Origin of the sequence: Citrobacter europaeus (genome assembly GCF_037482245.1) — a bacterium.
In the GTDB taxonomy this organism is placed as follows: domain Bacteria; phylum Pseudomonadota; class Gammaproteobacteria; order Enterobacterales; family Enterobacteriaceae; genus Citrobacter; species Citrobacter europaeus.
Map to the genome: position 1 here is coordinate 3,091,710 of NZ_CP148084.1, position 15,943 is coordinate 3,107,652.

Annotated in this window: 18 protein-coding genes and 1 pseudogene; 5 read left to right on the plus strand and 14 right to left on the minus strand. The window is 53.2% G+C overall.

Annotation, left to right across the window (positions count from 1 at the left end):
- Positions 1–22: 22 nt before the first annotated feature.
- From flgG to flgB, 6 genes are read right to left on the minus strand one after another with little or no spacing between them, the layout of a single operon-like run.
- Positions 23–805 (minus strand): flagellar basal-body rod protein FlgG, encoded by a 783-nt coding sequence (gene flgG / locus WHR59_RS14635; RefSeq protein ID WP_003036202.1) that lies wholly within the window; start codon positions 803–805, stop codon positions 23–25.
- A 13-nt stretch (positions 806–818) separates the two neighbouring features.
- Entirely contained in the window at positions 819–1,574 is a 756-nt protein-coding gene (locus WHR59_RS14640; RefSeq protein WP_016156188.1) for a flagellar basal body rod protein FlgF, read from the minus strand.
- A gap of 20 nt (positions 1,575–1,594) precedes the next feature.
- Positions 1,595–2,872 carry a flagellar hook protein FlgE gene (flgE, locus tag WHR59_RS14645; protein ID WP_043015911.1) on the minus strand — a complete coding sequence of 426 codons (1,278 nt, stop codon included), beginning with the start codon at positions 2,870–2,872 and terminating at the stop codon, positions 1,595–1,597.
- Positions 2,873–2,898: 26 nt separating this feature from the next.
- Positions 2,899–3,597: a flagellar hook assembly protein FlgD gene (gene flgD / locus WHR59_RS14650; RefSeq protein WP_043015910.1), complete on the minus strand. Its 699-nt coding sequence runs from the start codon at positions 3,595–3,597 to the stop codon at positions 2,899–2,901.
- Between the two features lie 11 nt (positions 3,598–3,608).
- A complete protein-coding gene (gene flgC / locus WHR59_RS14655; RefSeq protein ID WP_006685091.1) occupies positions 3,609–4,013 on the minus strand; it encodes a flagellar basal body rod protein FlgC in 405 nt (134 codons plus the stop codon).
- A gap of 3 nt (positions 4,014–4,016) precedes the next feature.
- Positions 4,017–4,433, minus strand: a complete 417-nt coding sequence (gene flgB, locus WHR59_RS14660; protein WP_338843206.1) for a flagellar basal body rod protein FlgB — start codon at positions 4,431–4,433, stop codon at positions 4,017–4,019.
- 157 nt (positions 4,434–4,590) lie between these two features.
- On the opposite strand from flgB, the gene flgA reads away from it, so the two are divergent.
- The 3 genes from flgA to flgN all read left to right on the plus strand — a co-directional run bounded on the left by flgA (position 4,591) and on the right by flgN (position 6,063).
- A complete protein-coding gene (gene flgA, locus WHR59_RS14665; RefSeq protein ID WP_043017885.1) occupies positions 4,591–5,250 on the plus strand; it encodes a flagellar basal body P-ring formation chaperone FlgA in 660 nt (219 codons plus the stop codon).
- Between the two features lie 93 nt (positions 5,251–5,343).
- The gene (gene flgM / locus WHR59_RS14670) at positions 5,344–5,637 is read left to right on the plus strand and encodes a flagellar biosynthesis anti-sigma factor FlgM (protein ID WP_003832153.1); all 294 of its coding nucleotides are present in this window, start codon (positions 5,344–5,346) and stop codon (positions 5,635–5,637) included.
- A 3-nt stretch (positions 5,638–5,640) separates the two neighbouring features.
- Positions 5,641–6,063, plus strand: coding sequence for a flagella biosynthesis chaperone FlgN (flgN, locus tag WHR59_RS14675; protein WP_043015909.1), 423 nt, complete (start codon positions 5,641–5,643; stop codon positions 6,061–6,063).
- 85 nt (positions 6,064–6,148) lie between these two features.
- On the opposite strand, the gene murJ is transcribed toward flgN, so the two are convergent.
- The 4 genes from murJ to rimJ all read right to left on the minus strand — a co-directional run bounded on the left by murJ (position 6,149) and on the right by rimJ (position 10,099).
- Positions 6,149–7,684 (minus strand): murein biosynthesis integral membrane protein MurJ, encoded by a 1,536-nt coding sequence (gene murJ, locus WHR59_RS14680; protein WP_200007293.1) that lies wholly within the window; start codon positions 7,682–7,684, stop codon positions 6,149–6,151.
- A gap of 223 nt (positions 7,685–7,907) precedes the next feature.
- Complete coding sequence (locus WHR59_RS14685; RefSeq protein WP_087052663.1) at positions 7,908–8,831, minus strand: Gfo/Idh/MocA family protein; 924 nt, start codon at positions 8,829–8,831, stop codon at positions 7,908–7,910.
- 1 nt (position 8,832) lies between these two features.
- Positions 8,833–9,480 (minus strand): YceH family protein, encoded by a 648-nt coding sequence (locus WHR59_RS14690; protein ID WP_043015906.1) that lies wholly within the window; start codon positions 9,478–9,480, stop codon positions 8,833–8,835.
- 34 nt (positions 9,481–9,514) lie between these two features.
- Positions 9,515–10,099: a ribosomal protein S5-alanine N-acetyltransferase gene (gene rimJ, locus WHR59_RS14695; protein WP_006685101.1), complete on the minus strand. Its 585-nt coding sequence runs from the start codon at positions 10,097–10,099 to the stop codon at positions 9,515–9,517.
- Positions 10,100–10,358: 259 nt separating this feature from the next.
- Between rimJ and mdtH the strand changes: the two genes are divergently transcribed.
- Positions 10,359–11,567 carry a multidrug efflux MFS transporter MdtH gene (mdtH, locus tag WHR59_RS14700; RefSeq protein WP_003036166.1) on the plus strand — a complete coding sequence of 403 codons (1,209 nt, stop codon included), beginning with the start codon at positions 10,359–10,361 and terminating at the stop codon, positions 11,565–11,567.
- 114 nt (positions 11,568–11,681) lie between these two features.
- Positions 11,682–12,242, plus strand: a complete 561-nt coding sequence (locus WHR59_RS14705) for a lipoprotein (RefSeq protein WP_043015904.1) — start codon at positions 11,682–11,684, stop codon at positions 12,240–12,242.
- Between the two features lie 39 nt (positions 12,243–12,281).
- Here the strand turns inward: WHR59_RS14705 and tssJ are convergent, their stop codons facing one another.
- From tssJ to WHR59_RS14725, 4 genes and pseudogenes are all read right to left on the minus strand, one after another.
- Positions 12,282–12,797: a type VI secretion system lipoprotein TssJ gene (tssJ, locus tag WHR59_RS14710; protein WP_181634733.1), complete on the minus strand. Its 516-nt coding sequence runs from the start codon at positions 12,795–12,797 to the stop codon at positions 12,282–12,284.
- A 1-nt stretch (position 12,798) separates the two neighbouring features.
- On the minus strand, positions 12,799–13,869 hold the full coding sequence (tssG, locus tag WHR59_RS14715; protein ID WP_043015903.1) for a type VI secretion system baseplate subunit TssG: 1,071 nt from the start codon (positions 13,867–13,869) through the stop codon (positions 12,799–12,801).
- Positions 13,833–15,596, minus strand: a complete 1,764-nt coding sequence (gene tssF / locus WHR59_RS14720; protein ID WP_338843212.1) for a type VI secretion system baseplate subunit TssF — start codon at positions 15,594–15,596, stop codon at positions 13,833–13,835. Before tssF ends, tssG begins: the two co-directional genes overlap by 37 nt.
- Before the next feature lie 23 nt (positions 15,597–15,619).
- Positions 15,620–15,886, minus strand: a pseudogene (locus WHR59_RS14725) (PAAR domain-containing protein); the annotation flags it as partial.
- Between the last annotated feature and the right edge of the window lie 57 nt (positions 15,887–15,943).

A 15,943-nucleotide genomic window follows, 5' to 3' on the forward strand; every position in this document is an offset into this window, starting at 1 on the left:
TTTCACCCCACCGGACCACACTTTAGAGTTGCGTCAGTTTTTGCAGCATCTGATCGGTGGTCGACACCGCTTTACTGTTGATTTCGTAAGCGCGCTGAACCTGGATCATGTTTACCAGCTCTTCCGCCACGTTGACGTTAGAGGTTTCAACATAGCCCTGGTACAGCAGACCCGCGCCGTTCAGACCCGGCGTGCTCTCATTCGGCGCACCGGATGACTGCGTTTCGGTGTACAGATTCTCACCAATACTTTCCAGACCGGTATCGTTCATGAAGGTTGTCAGGTTAAGCTGGCCTACCTGAACCGGCGCAGCCTGGCCCTGCTGGGTCACGCTGACAATACCGTCGCGGCCAATGGTGATACTGAGCGAGTTAGCCGGAATGGTGATGGCTGGCTGAACCTGAAAACCACCCGCCGTCACCAACTGACCGTTCTGATCCACTTGGAATGAACCGTCACGGGTATAAGCAGACGTGCCATCAGGCAGCATAACCTGGAAAAATCCCTGCCCTTTAATCGCCACATCTTTACTGTTGTTGGTCTGCGACAGGTTCCCCTGGCTGTGTAAACGCTCGGTCGCGACCGGACGCACACCGGTACCTATCTGCAAGCCAGACGGCAGTGTGGTTTGTTCAGAAGACTGGGCGCCAGGCTGGCGAATCGTCTGGTACAACAGATCTTCAAACACCGCACGCTGGCGTTTAAATCCGTTGGTGCTGACGTTTGCCAGGTTGTTGGCAATCACATCCATGTTGGTTTGCTGCGCATCCAGGCCGGTTTTGGCGATCCATAATGAACTGATCATAAAATGTCCTGTGTTAACTCATCGACAGCAGTTGGTTGGCGCGGCCCGCGTTATCATCCACGCTACTGATAATCTTCATTTGCATTTCAAAGCGGCGGGCGTTGGCGATCATGTCACTCATCGCAGCAACCGGTTTGACGTTACTGCCTTCCAGCACGCCCGACATGACGCGAATGCTGGGGTCGGCCTGTAACGTCGCACCACGAGTAGCCTGCGCGGCCTGAGTCAGACGGAACATGCCGTCATCACCACGTTGTACTTCACTCCCCGTCGCCTTCACCAGCTTCAGTCGCCCGACTGGCGCGACCGTATTGGCCGGATCGCCAGGATTAAGCGCCGAGATCGTACCGTCTGCCGCAATGGTGACTTCTGAACCTTCCGGTACGGCTATTGGTCCGGCTTCGCCAATCACCGGGTGACCCTGAATAGTCAGTTCACCCGTAGGGCTTACCTGAATGGCGCCATTTCGGGTATATCCTTCGCTACCGTCCGCGGTCTGCACAGCTAACCAGCCATCCTGTTGCAGCGCCACGTCCAGTGGACGCGAGGTATAGTCCATCTGACCCGGCGTCATATCGGCCCCCGGCGTGGAGGCCACCACCAGCGTACGCGTCGGTAAAGACAATCCCTCAACGGGAACCGCACGCAGGGCATTGAGCTGCGCACGAAAACCCGGCGTTGAAGCGTTTGCCAGGTTGCTGGCCGTCACCGCCTGTTGATTCAGCGTCTGACTGGCCGCGCCCATGGCGGTATAAATTGCGTGATCCATTAAGCCATCCCGTCAGGCGCTTAGCGCAGGTTGACCAGCGTGTTGAGGATCTGATCCTGGGTTTTGATGGTCTGCGCGTTCGACTGATAGTTACGCTGAGCGACAATCATATTCACCAGTTCTTTACTCAAATCCACGTTTGACGCTTCCAGCGCGCCGTTGGTCAGCTTGCCGAAGTTACCTGAGCCTGCCGTACCCAACAACGCCACGCCGGAAGCCTGAGTCGCAGCCCAGACGTTGTCGCCCTGAGAAGCCAGACCTTCGTTGTTGGCGAAGTTTGCCAGCACGATCTGTCCTAAAACCTGCGTTTGCTCGTTGGAGTAGTTACCAACCACGGTACCGTCATTATTAATCTGGTAGCTAACCAAATCGCCCGGCTTGTAGCCATTCTGCGTAGCGGCAATCACACTGTTTGTACCCGTGTTTTGCTGCATAGAGTTCTGCAGGCTAAGAGTGAATGTCGCAGGGACTGCGCCGTTTATCGTGCCGGTAGTGATCGAAAACGAAGGTGTTGCATTTGCCGCGCCCAGCGTCCAGGTTGATTCAGTCGCAGGAGGCGTCGGCTTCACTTCGGTATAACCTTTAACGGCCTCCAGAGAGCCATTGGTGTCGAAGGTCATCTGGCTTGATTTCACCAGCGGCGAGTTTGCTACGCTGGAATCCTGAGTCCAGATATCCCAGGTGTTATCACCGGTTTTAACGTAATAAAGGTTAACGTCGTGCTGGTTTCCCTGGCTGTCAAATACCGTCAGCGGCGCACGTTTGTTATAGCTGTCAGCATCAGACGGCGAAAACTTATTCGTCGGAACTTTTGCTGATGAGTTCAGGTTGATCTGCATCGTCGCCGTTTCGGTGGATTTTCCCCCCATCAGCGTATTCGGGATAGTGATTGGGCCTGGATTTGCGCCCTGCTGAATAGTTGGCGGCGTACCGGCAGCCGGGTATCCCGTTAATTGCAGCCCCTGCATGTTAACCAGCGTTCGGTTTTCATCGAGCTTAAACTGACCATTACGACTAAAGAATACGGAACCGTTGCTGTCTACCATGCGGAAAAAACCGTTCTGGCTAATAGCAACATCCAGCCCGCGACCGGTGTTGGTCGTAGTGCCGTCGGTAAAGTCCTGGGTAATACCCGCAACTTTAACGCCCAGACCCACTTTAGAACCGGCAAACATATCGGCAAAGGATGCCGTACCGGACTTAAAACCGTAGGTGGCGGAGTTGGCGATGTTGTTACCAATGACATCGAGGTTGGTCGCTGCAGCGTTCAGACCGCTGACCGCTTGTGAAAAGGCCATGACTTACTCCTGATAAGTGTGAAGGCTTAAATGATCTGCCGTACTTCGTCGAGGGTGGTGGTTCCATAGGTGCCCAGGTCCAGCGTATTACCGCCGTTACTGCGAATAACTCCCTGCACCAGCGCAAACTGAAGCGGCTGCGCCACCAGTTGCGTCCCGCCATTACTGGCAGCAATTGACACGTTGTAAGAACCGCTTGGCGCATCCGTGCCATCGGTCATGGTGCCGTCCCAGGTAAAGGTATGAACGCCCGCTTTCAAACCGCCAATATCAATGGTGCGTACCACCTTGCCGTCTTTATCGGTAATGGTTGCGGTAACCTTATCTGCTGGTTGCTGCAGCTCAACGCCAAACGGCGTGGTGGTGGTTTTGGCGCCCTCTTCCGTACCTTTACCGGTCAGGATGGTAGTGCCCGGGATCATGACGCCGTGGCCAATCAGGGTACTGGCCTGCAGCGACTGGCTGTTGTCGATCTGTCCGGAGATCGACCCCAACGTGGTGTTCAGTTTTTCTATTCCGCTCACGGTACTGATTTGCGCCAGTTGGGTGGTCAGTTCGTTGTTTTGCAGCGGGTTAGTTGGATCCTGGTTTTTCAGCTGTGCAACCAGCAGCGTCAGAAAGCTGCTTTGCAGATCAGCAGCGTTGCTGCCCGTCAGCGAATTCTTCCCCGTGGCGTCATTAACGCCAGTGGTGCCTGGGTCATTCATTTTTACAGCAATAGACATGTGCGCCTCCTTTACTGGCCTAGCGTCAGCGTTTTGAGCATCAAGCTTTTCACGGTGTTGAGCACTTCGACGTTTGCCTGGTAGCTACGCGAGGCTGACATGGTGTTGACCATTTCGCCGACGACGTCCACATTCGGCATTTTTACGTAACCATTCGCATCGGCCAGCGGATTACCCGGTTCATAAACCAGCTTATCCGGCGCCTGGCTTTCAATGACATCAGCAACTTTCACGCCACCGGTTGCTGCGCCTGGCGCGGCATCAACCTGAAAAACAACCTGCTTCGCACGATACGGTTGACCGTCGGGTCCGGTGACGCTATCCGCATTCGCCATGTTGCTGGCAGCTACGTTCAGACGCTTAGACTGAGCCGTCAGCGCAGAGCCTGCGATATCAAAAATATTTAACAGCGCCACGAATTAGTTCCCTCCTTGCAGCACGTTCATCATGCCTTTGATTTGTCCACCCAGCGCGGTTAGCCCCATTTGATATTTGAGGCTGTTGTCGGCAAATTGCGTACGCTCCCGGTCCATATCCACCGTGTTACCATCGAGAGACGGCTGGTCAGGAATACGGTAGAGCAGCTCCGTAGAAGGCGCGGAAACGGACTGGGCCGGAATGTGTTGTGCAGAGGTCAGCGTCAACGAGACACCGCCGGTTTCTTCCCGTCCTCGCACCATGACTTTTTTCAATTCACTGGCGAAATCCAGGTCACGCGCCTGATACCCCGGCGTGTCGGCATTGGCTATGTTGGCCGCCAATACTTCCTGGCGTTGGGCGCGCAAATTCAGCGCTTCCTGTTGAAAACGTAAGGCGGCGTCGAGCTTATCGAGCATATCTCCTCCGCAAATGACAAAATTCAGCCGACAGCTTAAATCCCATTACGCGCGCGTTATCGCCGGAATAAACGCAAAATGCGTCGCTATTTGTTGCGTTGATGACTGCGTCACACAGGTAAAATCCTGCCACTACCTGAAAAAGCACGAGGTTTTGATGCAAACGTTTAAACGTGGAATAGTCGTTGCAGCACTGCTGTTCAGCCCTATGACGCTGGCGCAAGACCTGAATTCTCAGCTAACAGCATGGTTCTCCCAGCGTCTGGCCGGATTTAGCGATGAGGTGATGGTCACTATCCGAACGTCACCAAACTTACTGCCGAGCTGCGAGCAACCCGCATTAAGCGTGTCCGGCAGTGCAAAACTGTGGGGCAATGTGAACGTGCTGGCGCGATGCGCCAACGAAAAACGTTATCTGCAGGTGAACGTGCAGGCCACAGGAAACTACGTGGTAGCCGCCGCGCCCGTAGCCCGGGGTAGCGCCCTGACTCAGGCCAGCGTAACGTTAAAACGAGGTCGACTGGACCAACTACCACCGCGCGCGGTGCTGGATATGAGTCAAGTACAGGATGCCGTAAGCCTGCGCGATCTGGTGCCAGGTCAACCGATACAGCTTTCAATGTTGCGCCAGGCCTGGCGGATCAAGGCCGGTCAGCGCGTACTGGTTATCGCCAACGGAGAGGGTTTTCGGGTGAATGCCGAAGGCAAAGCGCTGAACAATGCCGCCGTTGCACAGAATGCGCGAGTGCGGATGGTTTCAGGCCAGGTGGTGAGCGGCATCGTCGATTCTGATGGGAATATTCTGATTAACCTATAATAGGTTAAAGATTTTTTAGCGTGTGCCGATAGATAAACAACCAATGATTACAGCGGGCCGCTATAGCGTAACCCCTCGATGAGGAAAAACAAAATGAGCATTGATCGTACCTCACCATTGAAACCAGTAAGTACCGTTCAGCCACGTGAAACCAGCGATGCGCCGGTACAAAAAGCGCGGAAGGAAAAAACCACCGCCACCACCAGCACCAGCGTCATGCTGAGCGACGCCCAGGCTAAACTGATGCAGCCCGGCACCAATGACATCAATATGGAACGCGTCGAAGCACTGAAAACCGCGATCCGTAACGGTGAGCTGAAGATGGACACTGGAAAAATTGCCGACTCGCTGATCCGCGAGGCGCAGAGCTACTTACAGAGTAAATAAAGTATGACTCGTTTGTCAGAAATACTTGACCAGATGACGACCGTCCTCAATGACCTGAAAACGGTAATGGATGCTGAACAGCAGCAACTTTCCGCAGGATATATCAACGGCAGCCTGCTTCAGCGTATTACAGAAGAAAAAAGCTCTTTGCTGGCAACCCTTGATTATCTGGAGCAGCAGCGCCGTCTGGAGCATGATGCCACGCGCAGCGCTAATGATGAAATTGCCGAGCGTTGGCAAACCATCACCATGAAAACACAGCACCTACGCGACCTCAATCAGCACAATGGCTGGCTGCTGGAAGGACAGATCGAGCGCAATCAACAAGCAATACAAGTGCTGAAACCGCACCAGGAACCGGCGCTGTATGGCGCAAACGGTCAAACCTCTGCTGCGCACCGCGGCGGGAAAAAATTCTCTATCTGATGCAAGCCTGATAACACTTTGCTTATCAGTCCTACGCGTTTTGTAGGCCGGATACGGCGTTAAGCCGCCATCCGGCATTGATCTGTTACGCCGTCCGGCGCACAAACTCTTTCACTTTAAAGCCCAGAACGGCGAGCGCGGCAAAGTAAGCGGCAATACCTACCACTACGACAGCCATCAGACGCAGCAGGCGCCACAACATCGTTCCCTGCGACCAGTCCGGCATAATGTATAGCATCCCGACCAGCGCCGCCGACATCACCAGTACAGAAATCACCAGTCGCGTCAGGAACCAGGCCCAGCCCGGTTGCGGGGTGAAGATTTTCTGCTTACGCAACTGCCAGTACAGTAGTGAAGCGTTCAGACACGCCGCCAGACCAATCGATAGCGACAACCCGGCATGTTTCAGCGGTCCGATAAACGCCAGGTTCATTACCTGGGTCATAATCAGCGTGACAATGGCAATCTTGACCGGCGTTTTAATATCCTGGCGCGAATAAAAACCTGGGGCCAACACTTTCACCACGATCAAGCCAATCAAACCGACCGAGTACGCCACCAGCGCGCGTTGAGTCATGGCGGCGTCAAAGGCAGTAAATTTCCCGTACTGGAACAGAGACACCGTCAACGGTTTGGCCAGAATCCCTAATGCTACGGCACTCGGTAATGCCAGCAGAAAACATAAACGCAGCCCCCAGTCCATCAGCCGGCAGTACTCATCATGATTCCCGCTGGAAAAGCTTTTGGACAGCGATGGCAGCAGGATAGTCCCCAGCGCTACGCCAAGTACGCCGGACGGAAACTCCATCAGACGGTCGGCATAGTACATCCATGAAACCGAGCCAGAGGCCAGAAACGAGGCAAAAATCGTATTGATGATCAGTGAAATCTGGCTGACGGAAACCCCAAGGATCGCCGGGCCCATTTGCTTGACGACGCGCATCGCACCCGCATCGTGGAAGTTCACCCGCGGCAGCACCAGCATGCCAATTTTTTTCAGATGCGGCAGCTGGTAAATCAGTTGTAGCACGCCGCCAACCGTAACGGCCCACGCCAGCGCCAGCACCGGAGGATGAAAATAAGGTGCTGCAAACAGCGCGAAACCGATCATGCTGATATTCAGAAAAGTCGGCGCAAACGCCGGAATAGAAAAGCGGTTCCAGGTGTTAAGGATCGCACCAACCAGCGAAGCCAGTGAGATCAGCAGAATATACGGAAAGGTTATGCGCAGCAGTTGAGTAGTCAGCGCAAATTTGTCGGCGGTGTCGGCAAACCCAGGCGCGGTTACTAAAATCACCCACGGGGCAGCCAGCATCCCGGCGACCGTCACCACGGCCAGCGCCAGGGTCAACAGCCCGGAAACGTAAGCGACAAACACGCGGGTCGCATCTTCACCTTGCTTACTTTTGTACTCAGCCAGGATAGGCACAAACGCCTGCGAAAAAGCGCCCTCAGCAAAGATTCGGCGCAGCAGGTTAGGAAGTTTGAATGCCACAAAAAAGGCATCTGTCGCCATCCCTGCGCCAAAGATTCTGGCGACAATTGCATCACGCGCAAAACCCAGCACACGTGAAAACATCGTCATCGAGCTGACGGCTGCCAGCGACTTTAATAAATTCATCTATGTTGTATTCCAGACTCTGAGGCAAAACCCCGACAAACCTGCCCGTAGGTCAGATAAGGCATGCTCGCCGCCATCCGACACTTTTGCTGTGCCTGATGGCGACGCCGCAGCATCTTACCAGGCCTACAAACCAGCCTATGGTTGAAAAGAGGTGTTATTTTTGAGTTGGCATATAGTACCTGGATTACAATGAATTACTACCGCCAGATGTTACAGGGGGTTATTCAGCCATCGCCTCCCGCCACAGCGTTTCGACAACGCGCTGGGCCAGTAGCGCCTGCTCGCCTGCCGTCTGGGGAACCGTCTGATTTTGCACGCACTCAATAAAATGACGTGCGCATCCGGCAAAACCCCGCTGTTCCAGAGTGGTTTGCCAGCCTGCTATCGGTTTGTGCACCACGCCTTGCCCACGCTCTTCCTGCCATTCCCGCATATCAGTTACATCTATCAGGCCGCCGTCCGTCACCGCCTGCACACACTCACGCTGACTACCAGCTCGGCGATGCATACTGGTCGTTATCTGCATTTGACCGGCAGAAAAATGGTGTTCCGCATAAAGCATCGCACCGGATTCATTGGTTAACAGCGTGCCGTTGTTTAACTGCGCCTTTCCTCCCGCCAGCCACAATGCGGTATCGACTACGTGCAGATAATCGTCCAGCAGAGTGAAGCGCAGATCGTGCGGCCCGACGCTGTTCGTACGGTGCTTATCCATACGGACAGACGCCGCATTAGCCAACTGAGCTTTGAGATCCTGATAAAGCGGCGCAAATCGTCGGTTAAACCCGACCATCAGCGTCAGCTTTTTCCGCGCGGCCAGCTCCACTAATTGCTCTGCCTCGCGCAAATTTTCCGCCAGCGGTTTATCCACACACACATGCACCCCGGCGTTTAGCAGTTCACTTACTACCGCATAGTGCGTCGCGGTACTGGAATGAACGAAAACCGCATCGCAGGTTTGCGCCAGATTCACCAGAGAATCAACGTAGGGGATCCGCCAGGTATCACAGATACGCAGCGCTTTTTCCCGCGAAGGTGAAAATGCCCCTTGCAGCGTCCAGTCGGCACTAGCGCCCAGCACGGGTAGCCAGGCCTTTTGTGCAATCCCACCGAGGCCGACAACGCCGATGCGTAATTTATTCACGTTAGTCTCCCAAATGCGCCAGTAAGGAATCAAGCCGCTGCTTGAGCTCCGCAACTTCTGACTCCAGTGCCTCAACGCGCGCCTGCAGATCCCCCGTTGCTACCGGAGGTTCATCTGCCGCGGCAATTGCTTCATCAACGTCACCACAAAACAGGTGCATATAACGGCTTTCCCGTTTGCCCGGCTCGCGCGCCAGGCGAATGACATAAGGACCATCTTCCCGGGTCGCCAACTTCTCCAGCGTCGACTCCACTTCGGCCATGTCACTGAATTCGTACATACGGGATGCGCGGCTACGCAGTTCACCCGGCGTTTGGGCGCCGCGCAGCAACAGCGTGGTGATGAGCGCCACTTCCCCCGCGCTGAGTTTAAGATTGCCAAACTCCGAATTGCAGAACCGCTGCTCATATTTCGTGACGCGATTGCCGAAACCGCTTACCGTGCGCAGGAAATGCCGTTTCACGAGGTTATCAAGCTGATCCTGTACTTCCGATTCCGACAGGTTCATCACCGGCTCACGATTCGTTTTTTGGTTGCAGGCGGTTACCACTCCGTTTACGGAGAGCGGATACTGTTCAGGCGTAGTCACTTGTTTTTCTAATAAACAGCCAATCACTCGTGCTTCGGTGGCGGTTAATTCGTATTTCATCGTCTTCTCCATTAATCATGGCTGCATCTGAAACTTAGCGGCCGGGGGTCCATTCTGATGTCGTCAACGCCGTCAGCACGTGATCGCGCCACTGCCCGTCAATCAGCAGGTAGTCTTTAGCATATCCTTCTTTTTCAAAACCCAGTCGCGCCAGCAGGTCACCGCTGCGTTTATTATGTGGCATGTAGTTAGCCATAATGCGGTGAATGTGCTGCGTACGCTGCATATAACGGATGGCCGACGTTAAGGCTTCATACATCAGCCCCTGTCCCTGCCACTTCTGCGCAATGGAGTAACCGAGATAGCAGGCGTGGAAGGATCCCCGCACCACGTTCGAGAAGTTAGCAACGCCGATAATTTCTTTTTCTTCCGGATCAAGCAGCGCAAAGTAATAAGCGGTGCCTTGTTTATGAAACTCAGAGATCATACTCAGACGCGCCTGCCAGCCGGACGGATAACAGTGGCTTTCATCGCGAATGGGTTCCCAGGGTTTTAAGAAATGACGATTTTCTGCGTAATAATCTGCCAGACGCCAGGCATCACGCTCATGCACCAAACGCACGACCAGGCGGTCCGTGGTTAAGCGCACTTTTGGCACGTTACTGCGATAGCCAAACATTCTATACCTACTCCTTCCCGTAACGTCTTCAATACGCTATTCGCATTACTATACCTGTGCGAATACACCCTGTGAAAAGAGCAAAATGCCATTTTTTGAATTATTCACACATTTTGATGAAAACTCTCTATCAAGACGGACTTTTGATAAAAAAATATTGTCCCGCGAAGGGTGGGAAAAGCGATGACGACACCGCAGAATAGGAGGTGCTTATCTTTTAAACTCTATCCAGAGTGACGAGTTTTTCCCTGGAGGGGAAATGTCGCAAGTCTCGCAGGCAAGGAACCTGGGTAAATACTTCCTTCTCATCGATAATATGCTGGTCGTGCTGGGTTTCTTCGTCGTTTTCCCGCTGATCTCAATTCGTTTCGTCGACCAAATGGGCTGGGCTGCCGTGATGGTCGGTATCGCACTTGGATTACGTCAATTTATCCAGCAGGGGTTGGGTATTTTCGGCGGCGCTATTGCGGACCGTTTCGGCGCCAAACCAATGATCGTCACCGGCATGCTGATGCGCGCTGCCGGATTTGCTACCATGGGCATTGCCCATGAGCCGTGGCTGCTGTGGTTTTCCTGCTTTCTTTCCGGGCTGGGCGGTACGCTGTTCGACCCTCCCCGCTCGGCGCTGGTGGTCAAACTGATCCGCCCGGAAAAGCGCGGGCGTTTTTTCTCTATTCTGATGATGCAGGATAGCGCCGGGGCCGTGGTCGGCGCGTTGCTCGGCAGTTGGTTATTGCAATACGATTTTCGTCTGGTATGTGCCACCGGCGCAATTTTATTCGTTCTGTGCGCGGCGTTTAACGCCTGGCTGCTCCCGGCATGGAAGCTGTCGACGGTAAAAATACCGGTGCGCGAAGGGATGAGCCATGTCATGCATGACAAGCGCTTTGTCACCTATGTGCTGACGCTGGCAGGCTATTACATGCTGGCAGTGCAGGTGATGCTGATGCTGCCAATCATGGTGAACGACATCGCTGGCTCACCGGCTGCTGTAAAATGGATGTACGCCATCGAGGCGTGCCTCTCTTTAACGTTGCTCTACCCGATTGCCCGCTGGAGTGAAAAACGCTTTCGCCTTGAGCATCGCCTGATGGCCGGGCTGCTGGTGATGTCTCTGAGCATGATGCCCATCGGTCTGGTCGGGAATTTGCAGCAGTTGTTTACCCTGATCTGCACCTTCTATATTGGCTCGATCATCGCCGAACCGGCGCGTGAAACCCTGAGCGCCTCGCTGGCGAATGCACGTGCCCGAGGAAGCTATATGGGATTCAGTCGACTGGGGCTCGCTATCGGTGGTGCAATTGGTTATGTCGGCGGCGGCTGGCTGTTTGACATGGGTAAAGCCCTGGCGCAGCCTGAACTGCCCTGGATGATGCTCGGTATCATCGGCTTCATCACTTTCCTGGCGCTGGGCTGGCAATTCAGCCTCAAACGCCCAACGAGGGGTATGCTGGAGCCTGACGCCTGATAGCCAATCCGGCGTACGCGCATTTTTCAGTTTTTTCTGCTGGTAGCCGCGGCGCTGGTACTCGATGATGCTTTGTGTCACGATTACACCACAAGCATCATGTTGAGGAACCCCATGAAAAAGCTTCTTTTTGCCGCTGCGCTCATTGTCAGCGGCCTGTTGGTTGGTTGTAATCAACTCACGCAATACACGGTTAGCGAGCAAGAGATTAATCAGGCCCTGGCGAAACATAATAACTTTTCTAAAGATATCGGATTGCCTGGCGTCGCTGAAGCGCATATCGTACTAAACAATCTCGCCAGCCAGATAGGCCGTGAAGAACCCAATAAAGTGACGCTGACCGGTGATGCCAACCTGGACATGAACTCGCTGTTTGGCACTCAAAAAGCGACCATGAAGCTGAAACTCAAAGCCTTACCGGTCTTCAATAAAGAAAAAGGCGCGATTTATCTGCAAGAGATGGAAGTTGTGGATGCCACCGTCACACCGGAAAAAATGCAGTCGGTGCTGCAAACGCTGATGCCTTATTTGAATCAGTCGCTGCGAAACTATTTCAATCAGCAGCCAGCGTATATTCTGCAGGATGACAGTAGCCAGGGTGAAGCGCTGGCGAAAAAACTGGCGAAAGGTATTGAGGTGAAACCGGGCGAAATCATCATCCCGTTCACTGACTAATAAAACAGAGGGCGCCGATGCGCCCTTTTCTATAAGGGATTACTTTTCCTCTGGCAGCATCGTCATACTATGGCCATCAAGCACGATTTTACGTGCCTCATCGGGGTCAAGATCGTTGCGTTTGACCACCAACCGCCAGTTGCCCTTGGCCATATCAGGATCGCGAAACAGAGCCACAATCGCCACAAATTGTGTTCCCTCTTCCATCGGCATATCCAGCGTCACGGCGCTATTGGGCTTAACCACCACAAATTGCTCAGCCAGTAAATCCTCTTTTAACAGGTTAGCCCCGTAACCGACCAGTTGTTCGTACTGAGTCTGATTAAAACGCTTCTCATCTTTTAACTGGTAAATACGCACTATAACCGACTGTGGCGCGCTGTTTTGCTCGCGGCTGTCAGTATTGAGCGCGGCCCGGCCAGAGATATCAAGATGTAATATCTTAATCTGTTTATAAAAAAGAGAGCTTGCAGCGGAGCGGGTACCGTCACTTACTGACTGAAAGAAGCCGCAGCCACTGAGTATTAATGCCAGTACGGGAAGAATATTTTTCATTTTAAAAACGGTAATGAACACGCTTTATGTCCTTATTTATCATAGCGGGTGTCAGACCACGGTAATGTTCAAGTTCTACCGTGAAGTCGTCCGGTAAGTCCCTGTCTCCTTTTTGCAGACCATTAACACAGGTAAGACCCAGTCGCACAGGTGACTCACCCAGCACAGGCTCAGGAAGCAGACGGGTGGGAAGAGTCAACATAATCCGCGCCCGATAGCGCCACCCCAGATAAACACGCAGTAATACCAGCAAGTCGGTCAAAAGCCCCCCATCGGGTAACCAGCCCTCCGTTTCTGTTGCATCATCAGTCACGAGTGAAATTAATAACTGACTGGCTGCATCGGTTGCCTCATCCCCCAGTATCGTATGGCCATCCAGCCTTAATGGTTGTTCATCAAACAGTCCTGCAGGTTGTCGAATCGCCACCGTACGCAGATCGTGTGCTATGACGTCAGTACGCGTGTTCGGCGCCAGTAAGTTGACCAACCGGGCAATACCTTCTGCCGTTCTCCCGGGCTGGCGCATAATCCCCAACAGGGCGAGGAAACGCGATGACGGTGTGGCAATATGCTCCTGTGTACCGGCGATCCCTAAGCCAATGAGTCCCAATAAGCAGCGCGAAGTACTATCGCGCCCCCCCGCTTCAAAAGTGGCTGGGTAACTGTATTTTCGCCAGATGCGGTAAAACTGCGTCAAAATACGATGGTTGAAAATATCGAGGAAGGTTTCCAGTACCTCGTGACCATCGCGCCTTTGCGTGATGTCATCTATGTATGTTGTCGGCAGCGGTGAATCCACACCGTAAAGCCCCATGAAGGTTGAGCGGACCGTAAGAGGGGCATCCGGATGCTCAGGATCGCACTCAATAGCTTTCAGTTCGCTAGCGGGAAACCCTACACCAGGATGGGGACGAAAACGCACCATATCATCATGCGGGTTATCACTTTCCCCCAGTCGGTGAGCGCCGTGGTTTTCCAGAAGCTGGCAAAATCGATAAAAATTAATACGACTAATATCTTCTTTCAGACGTGATGTTAGCGCATCCCTGGGTTGCGCGGATTTTCGTCCCATGCTAGCTGCTCCCCCGTAGGTTGTAAGATCAGAATCAACCGATTAAACAGGTGGATGTCGGTATAGAGTGCAAAAAAGTGATTGAGCATTTCACCAAACAGGCAGATGTCTCCGCGGCCGGCAAAACCATTGCTATCAAGGGTGACCTCTATCTGCACACCGCGTAGCAGATGCCCGCGCTCGAAACGCTCCGTTTCGCTGTGCTTAACGTCAACAATAGCGGCCAGACGGCGTCGATTCATTTCATCGTCCGTCCAGTCATAAAGCGCCAGAGTTCCACGCAATACTTCCGGGTTATCCATCATCCACAGAAAACTGCTCCCCAGATGGCTTAATACACGCCAGTGAAAACGGTCACGGTTTGGTGGATAACAGGGAAGCGTTGGCGCCGTCAGATTACGGACTCGGACATTCGCCGCGGTAGACTTTACAACGGTGTCGAGCAACGTACTGCGTAATACCCGACGAGGTAGTTGACCGTTCGTACCGGTAAGACTTAATGACAGGCTTTCGCCTTCAGGTACGCTGTAGTTATCAAAAGCCTCACCACCGAGGATTAGCCAGGTATCATGTAGACCGGAAGGGCCACGTTTTACTCGGGTGTGATAATAATATTCTGGTGCGTCATGGCGTAACATTCCCCCTTTGTGGCGAAAACTGGTGAATGGCACAAAAACCTGATGCCCGGAGTGCTTTGACGAAATAACGGAATCTACAGAGTAAATTTCAGTGTGGCCATCCTGAATACGCATCGGACGTAACAAATATTCGGTCTGCAAGGCATCAGGGGTCAGCGGGTCAGACTCCAGAGGAAAAAGGTTTATCACTGGCACACAGTGCAGGCGGATATGTTTTTCACTGAAGGTGAAGTCATAATCCCAGCGGCGTTTCAAAACGACATCAAGTTCGAACCAGGGGAGCCTTTGCGGGAGAACAACCTGTTCAAGTCCGCAGAGCGCCAGCGCCATAAATTTTTCCCGAAAAGTGAAGTACTCCAACAACAGCTGATAACCGCCAAACGCACCGCTATCCTTCGGCCAGAGGTTATCCTCATTGCCAAATCCCCCTGGCGTGAACCAGGCTTCCAGCGCTTGATCATCTGTCTGTCCTGGCAATCGCAAACGTATAGTCGCCACATTTAGCGACAACGCTTCATGTAATGCACAGGCCAGCGGCGCATCGGCATTGAGATAAAATGCAAGTCGACTCAGATCTACCTGCTGCCAGTCGGCCAGCTCACTGCAGGAAAAACGCAGTTTGATCACGGAACGTCCGTCCGGATCGGTGTCCAGTCGCGCCATCTCCAGCAACAACGGCAGCAATGTGACATCCCGAGTAGTGGTGTAACGACAGCGGGTGCGCTTATCACCTACCGGGCCAGAGAGCACCTCAAATCCTTTCTCTACAACCATCCGCTCTTTCATCTCGCGCCATTGTGGCGTCAACTCCACAATCGCTAACGAAGGGATCGTCCGCAGATAATGCGGCCATAGTAAACTCACCAACCCTTCGGTCAGTTCCGGTAGGTCGTCATCCAGTTTTTCCCGCAGCCGCCCCATAAGAAAAGCGAAGCCTTCAAACAACCGCTCGACATAAGGATCGCGAGCACCAGGGCGATCCAGATTCAACATCGCCGCCCGGTCAGGATGGGCGCGGGCAAACTCCTCGCCCGCTTCGCGCAGGTAGCGCATTTCGGCGTCAAAGTAACGCAGGGTTAAATCATCCATGGAATACTCATTTATTAAATAGTGTAGGTGTCAGTTATCATGGAAGGAATAAACAAAGACTGACATGGACAGGTACTTTGACTTTCCTGCGAGCCGGCAGGCATTCGACCGTTGATAGTATCGGGCACAATTCCGCCAACAATGCTGAATATGCCAATAAAACGCCCACAGGTAACCCGGTCAAATTCTCTTGCTACAGGTATCCCCATAATAGTATGCGTGGGATCACCTTCAATAATTACCCCTCCACAGGTGGTTTTATCGCCTACAACCAAATAACATCCAGCCATATATTCTCCTTACTGCTCTTTATCGTCAGCATATTATTTTTATATACCGATAGATTT

Excerpts from the sequence above, each read along its gene's own strand:
- WHR59_RS14690 (WP_043015906.1), bottom strand. The coding sequence starts at position 9,480 with ATGAAATACGAATTAACCGCCACCGAAGCACGAGTGATTGGCTGTTTA.
- flgD (WP_043015910.1), bottom strand. The coding sequence starts at position 3,597 with ATGTCTATTGCTGTAAAAATGAATGACCCAGGCACCACTGGCGTTAAT.
- flgA (WP_043017885.1), top strand. The coding sequence starts at position 4,591 with ATGCAAACGTTTAAACGTGGAATAGTCGTTGCAGCACTGCTGTTCAGC.
- flgE (WP_043015911.1), bottom strand. The coding sequence starts at position 2,872 with ATGGCCTTTTCACAAGCGGTCAGCGGTCTGAACGCTGCAGCGACCAAC.
- flgB (WP_338843206.1), bottom strand. The coding sequence starts at position 4,433 with ATGCTCGATAAGCTCGACGCCGCCTTACGTTTTCAACAGGAAGCGCTG.
- tssJ (WP_181634733.1), bottom strand. The coding sequence starts at position 12,797 with ATGAAAAATATTCTTCCCGTACTGGCATTAATACTCAGTGGCTGCGGC.
- WHR59_RS14705 (WP_043015904.1), top strand. The coding sequence starts at position 11,682 with ATGAAAAAGCTTCTTTTTGCCGCTGCGCTCATTGTCAGCGGCCTGTTG.
- tssF (WP_338843212.1), bottom strand. The coding sequence starts at position 15,596 with ATGGATGATTTAACCCTGCGTTACTTTGACGCCGAAATGCGCTACCTG.
- rimJ (WP_006685101.1), bottom strand. The coding sequence starts at position 10,099 with ATGTTTGGCTATCGCAGTAACGTGCCAAAAGTGCGCTTAACCACGGAC.
- flgN (WP_043015909.1), top strand. The coding sequence starts at position 5,641 with ATGACTCGTTTGTCAGAAATACTTGACCAGATGACGACCGTCCTCAAT.
- mdtH (WP_003036166.1), top strand. The coding sequence starts at position 10,359 with ATGTCGCAAGTCTCGCAGGCAAGGAACCTGGGTAAATACTTCCTTCTC.
- murJ (WP_200007293.1), bottom strand. The coding sequence starts at position 7,684 with ATGAATTTATTAAAGTCGCTGGCAGCCGTCAGCTCGATGACGATGTTT.
- flgM (WP_003832153.1), top strand. The coding sequence starts at position 5,344 with ATGAGCATTGATCGTACCTCACCATTGAAACCAGTAAGTACCGTTCAG.
- tssG (WP_043015903.1), bottom strand. The coding sequence starts at position 13,869 with ATGGGACGAAAATCCGCGCAACCCAGGGATGCGCTAACATCACGTCTG.
- WHR59_RS14640 (WP_016156188.1), bottom strand. The coding sequence starts at position 1,574 with ATGGATCACGCAATTTATACCGCCATGGGCGCGGCCAGTCAGACGCTG.
- flgG (WP_003036202.1), bottom strand. The coding sequence starts at position 805 with ATGATCAGTTCATTATGGATCGCCAAAACCGGCCTGGATGCGCAGCAA.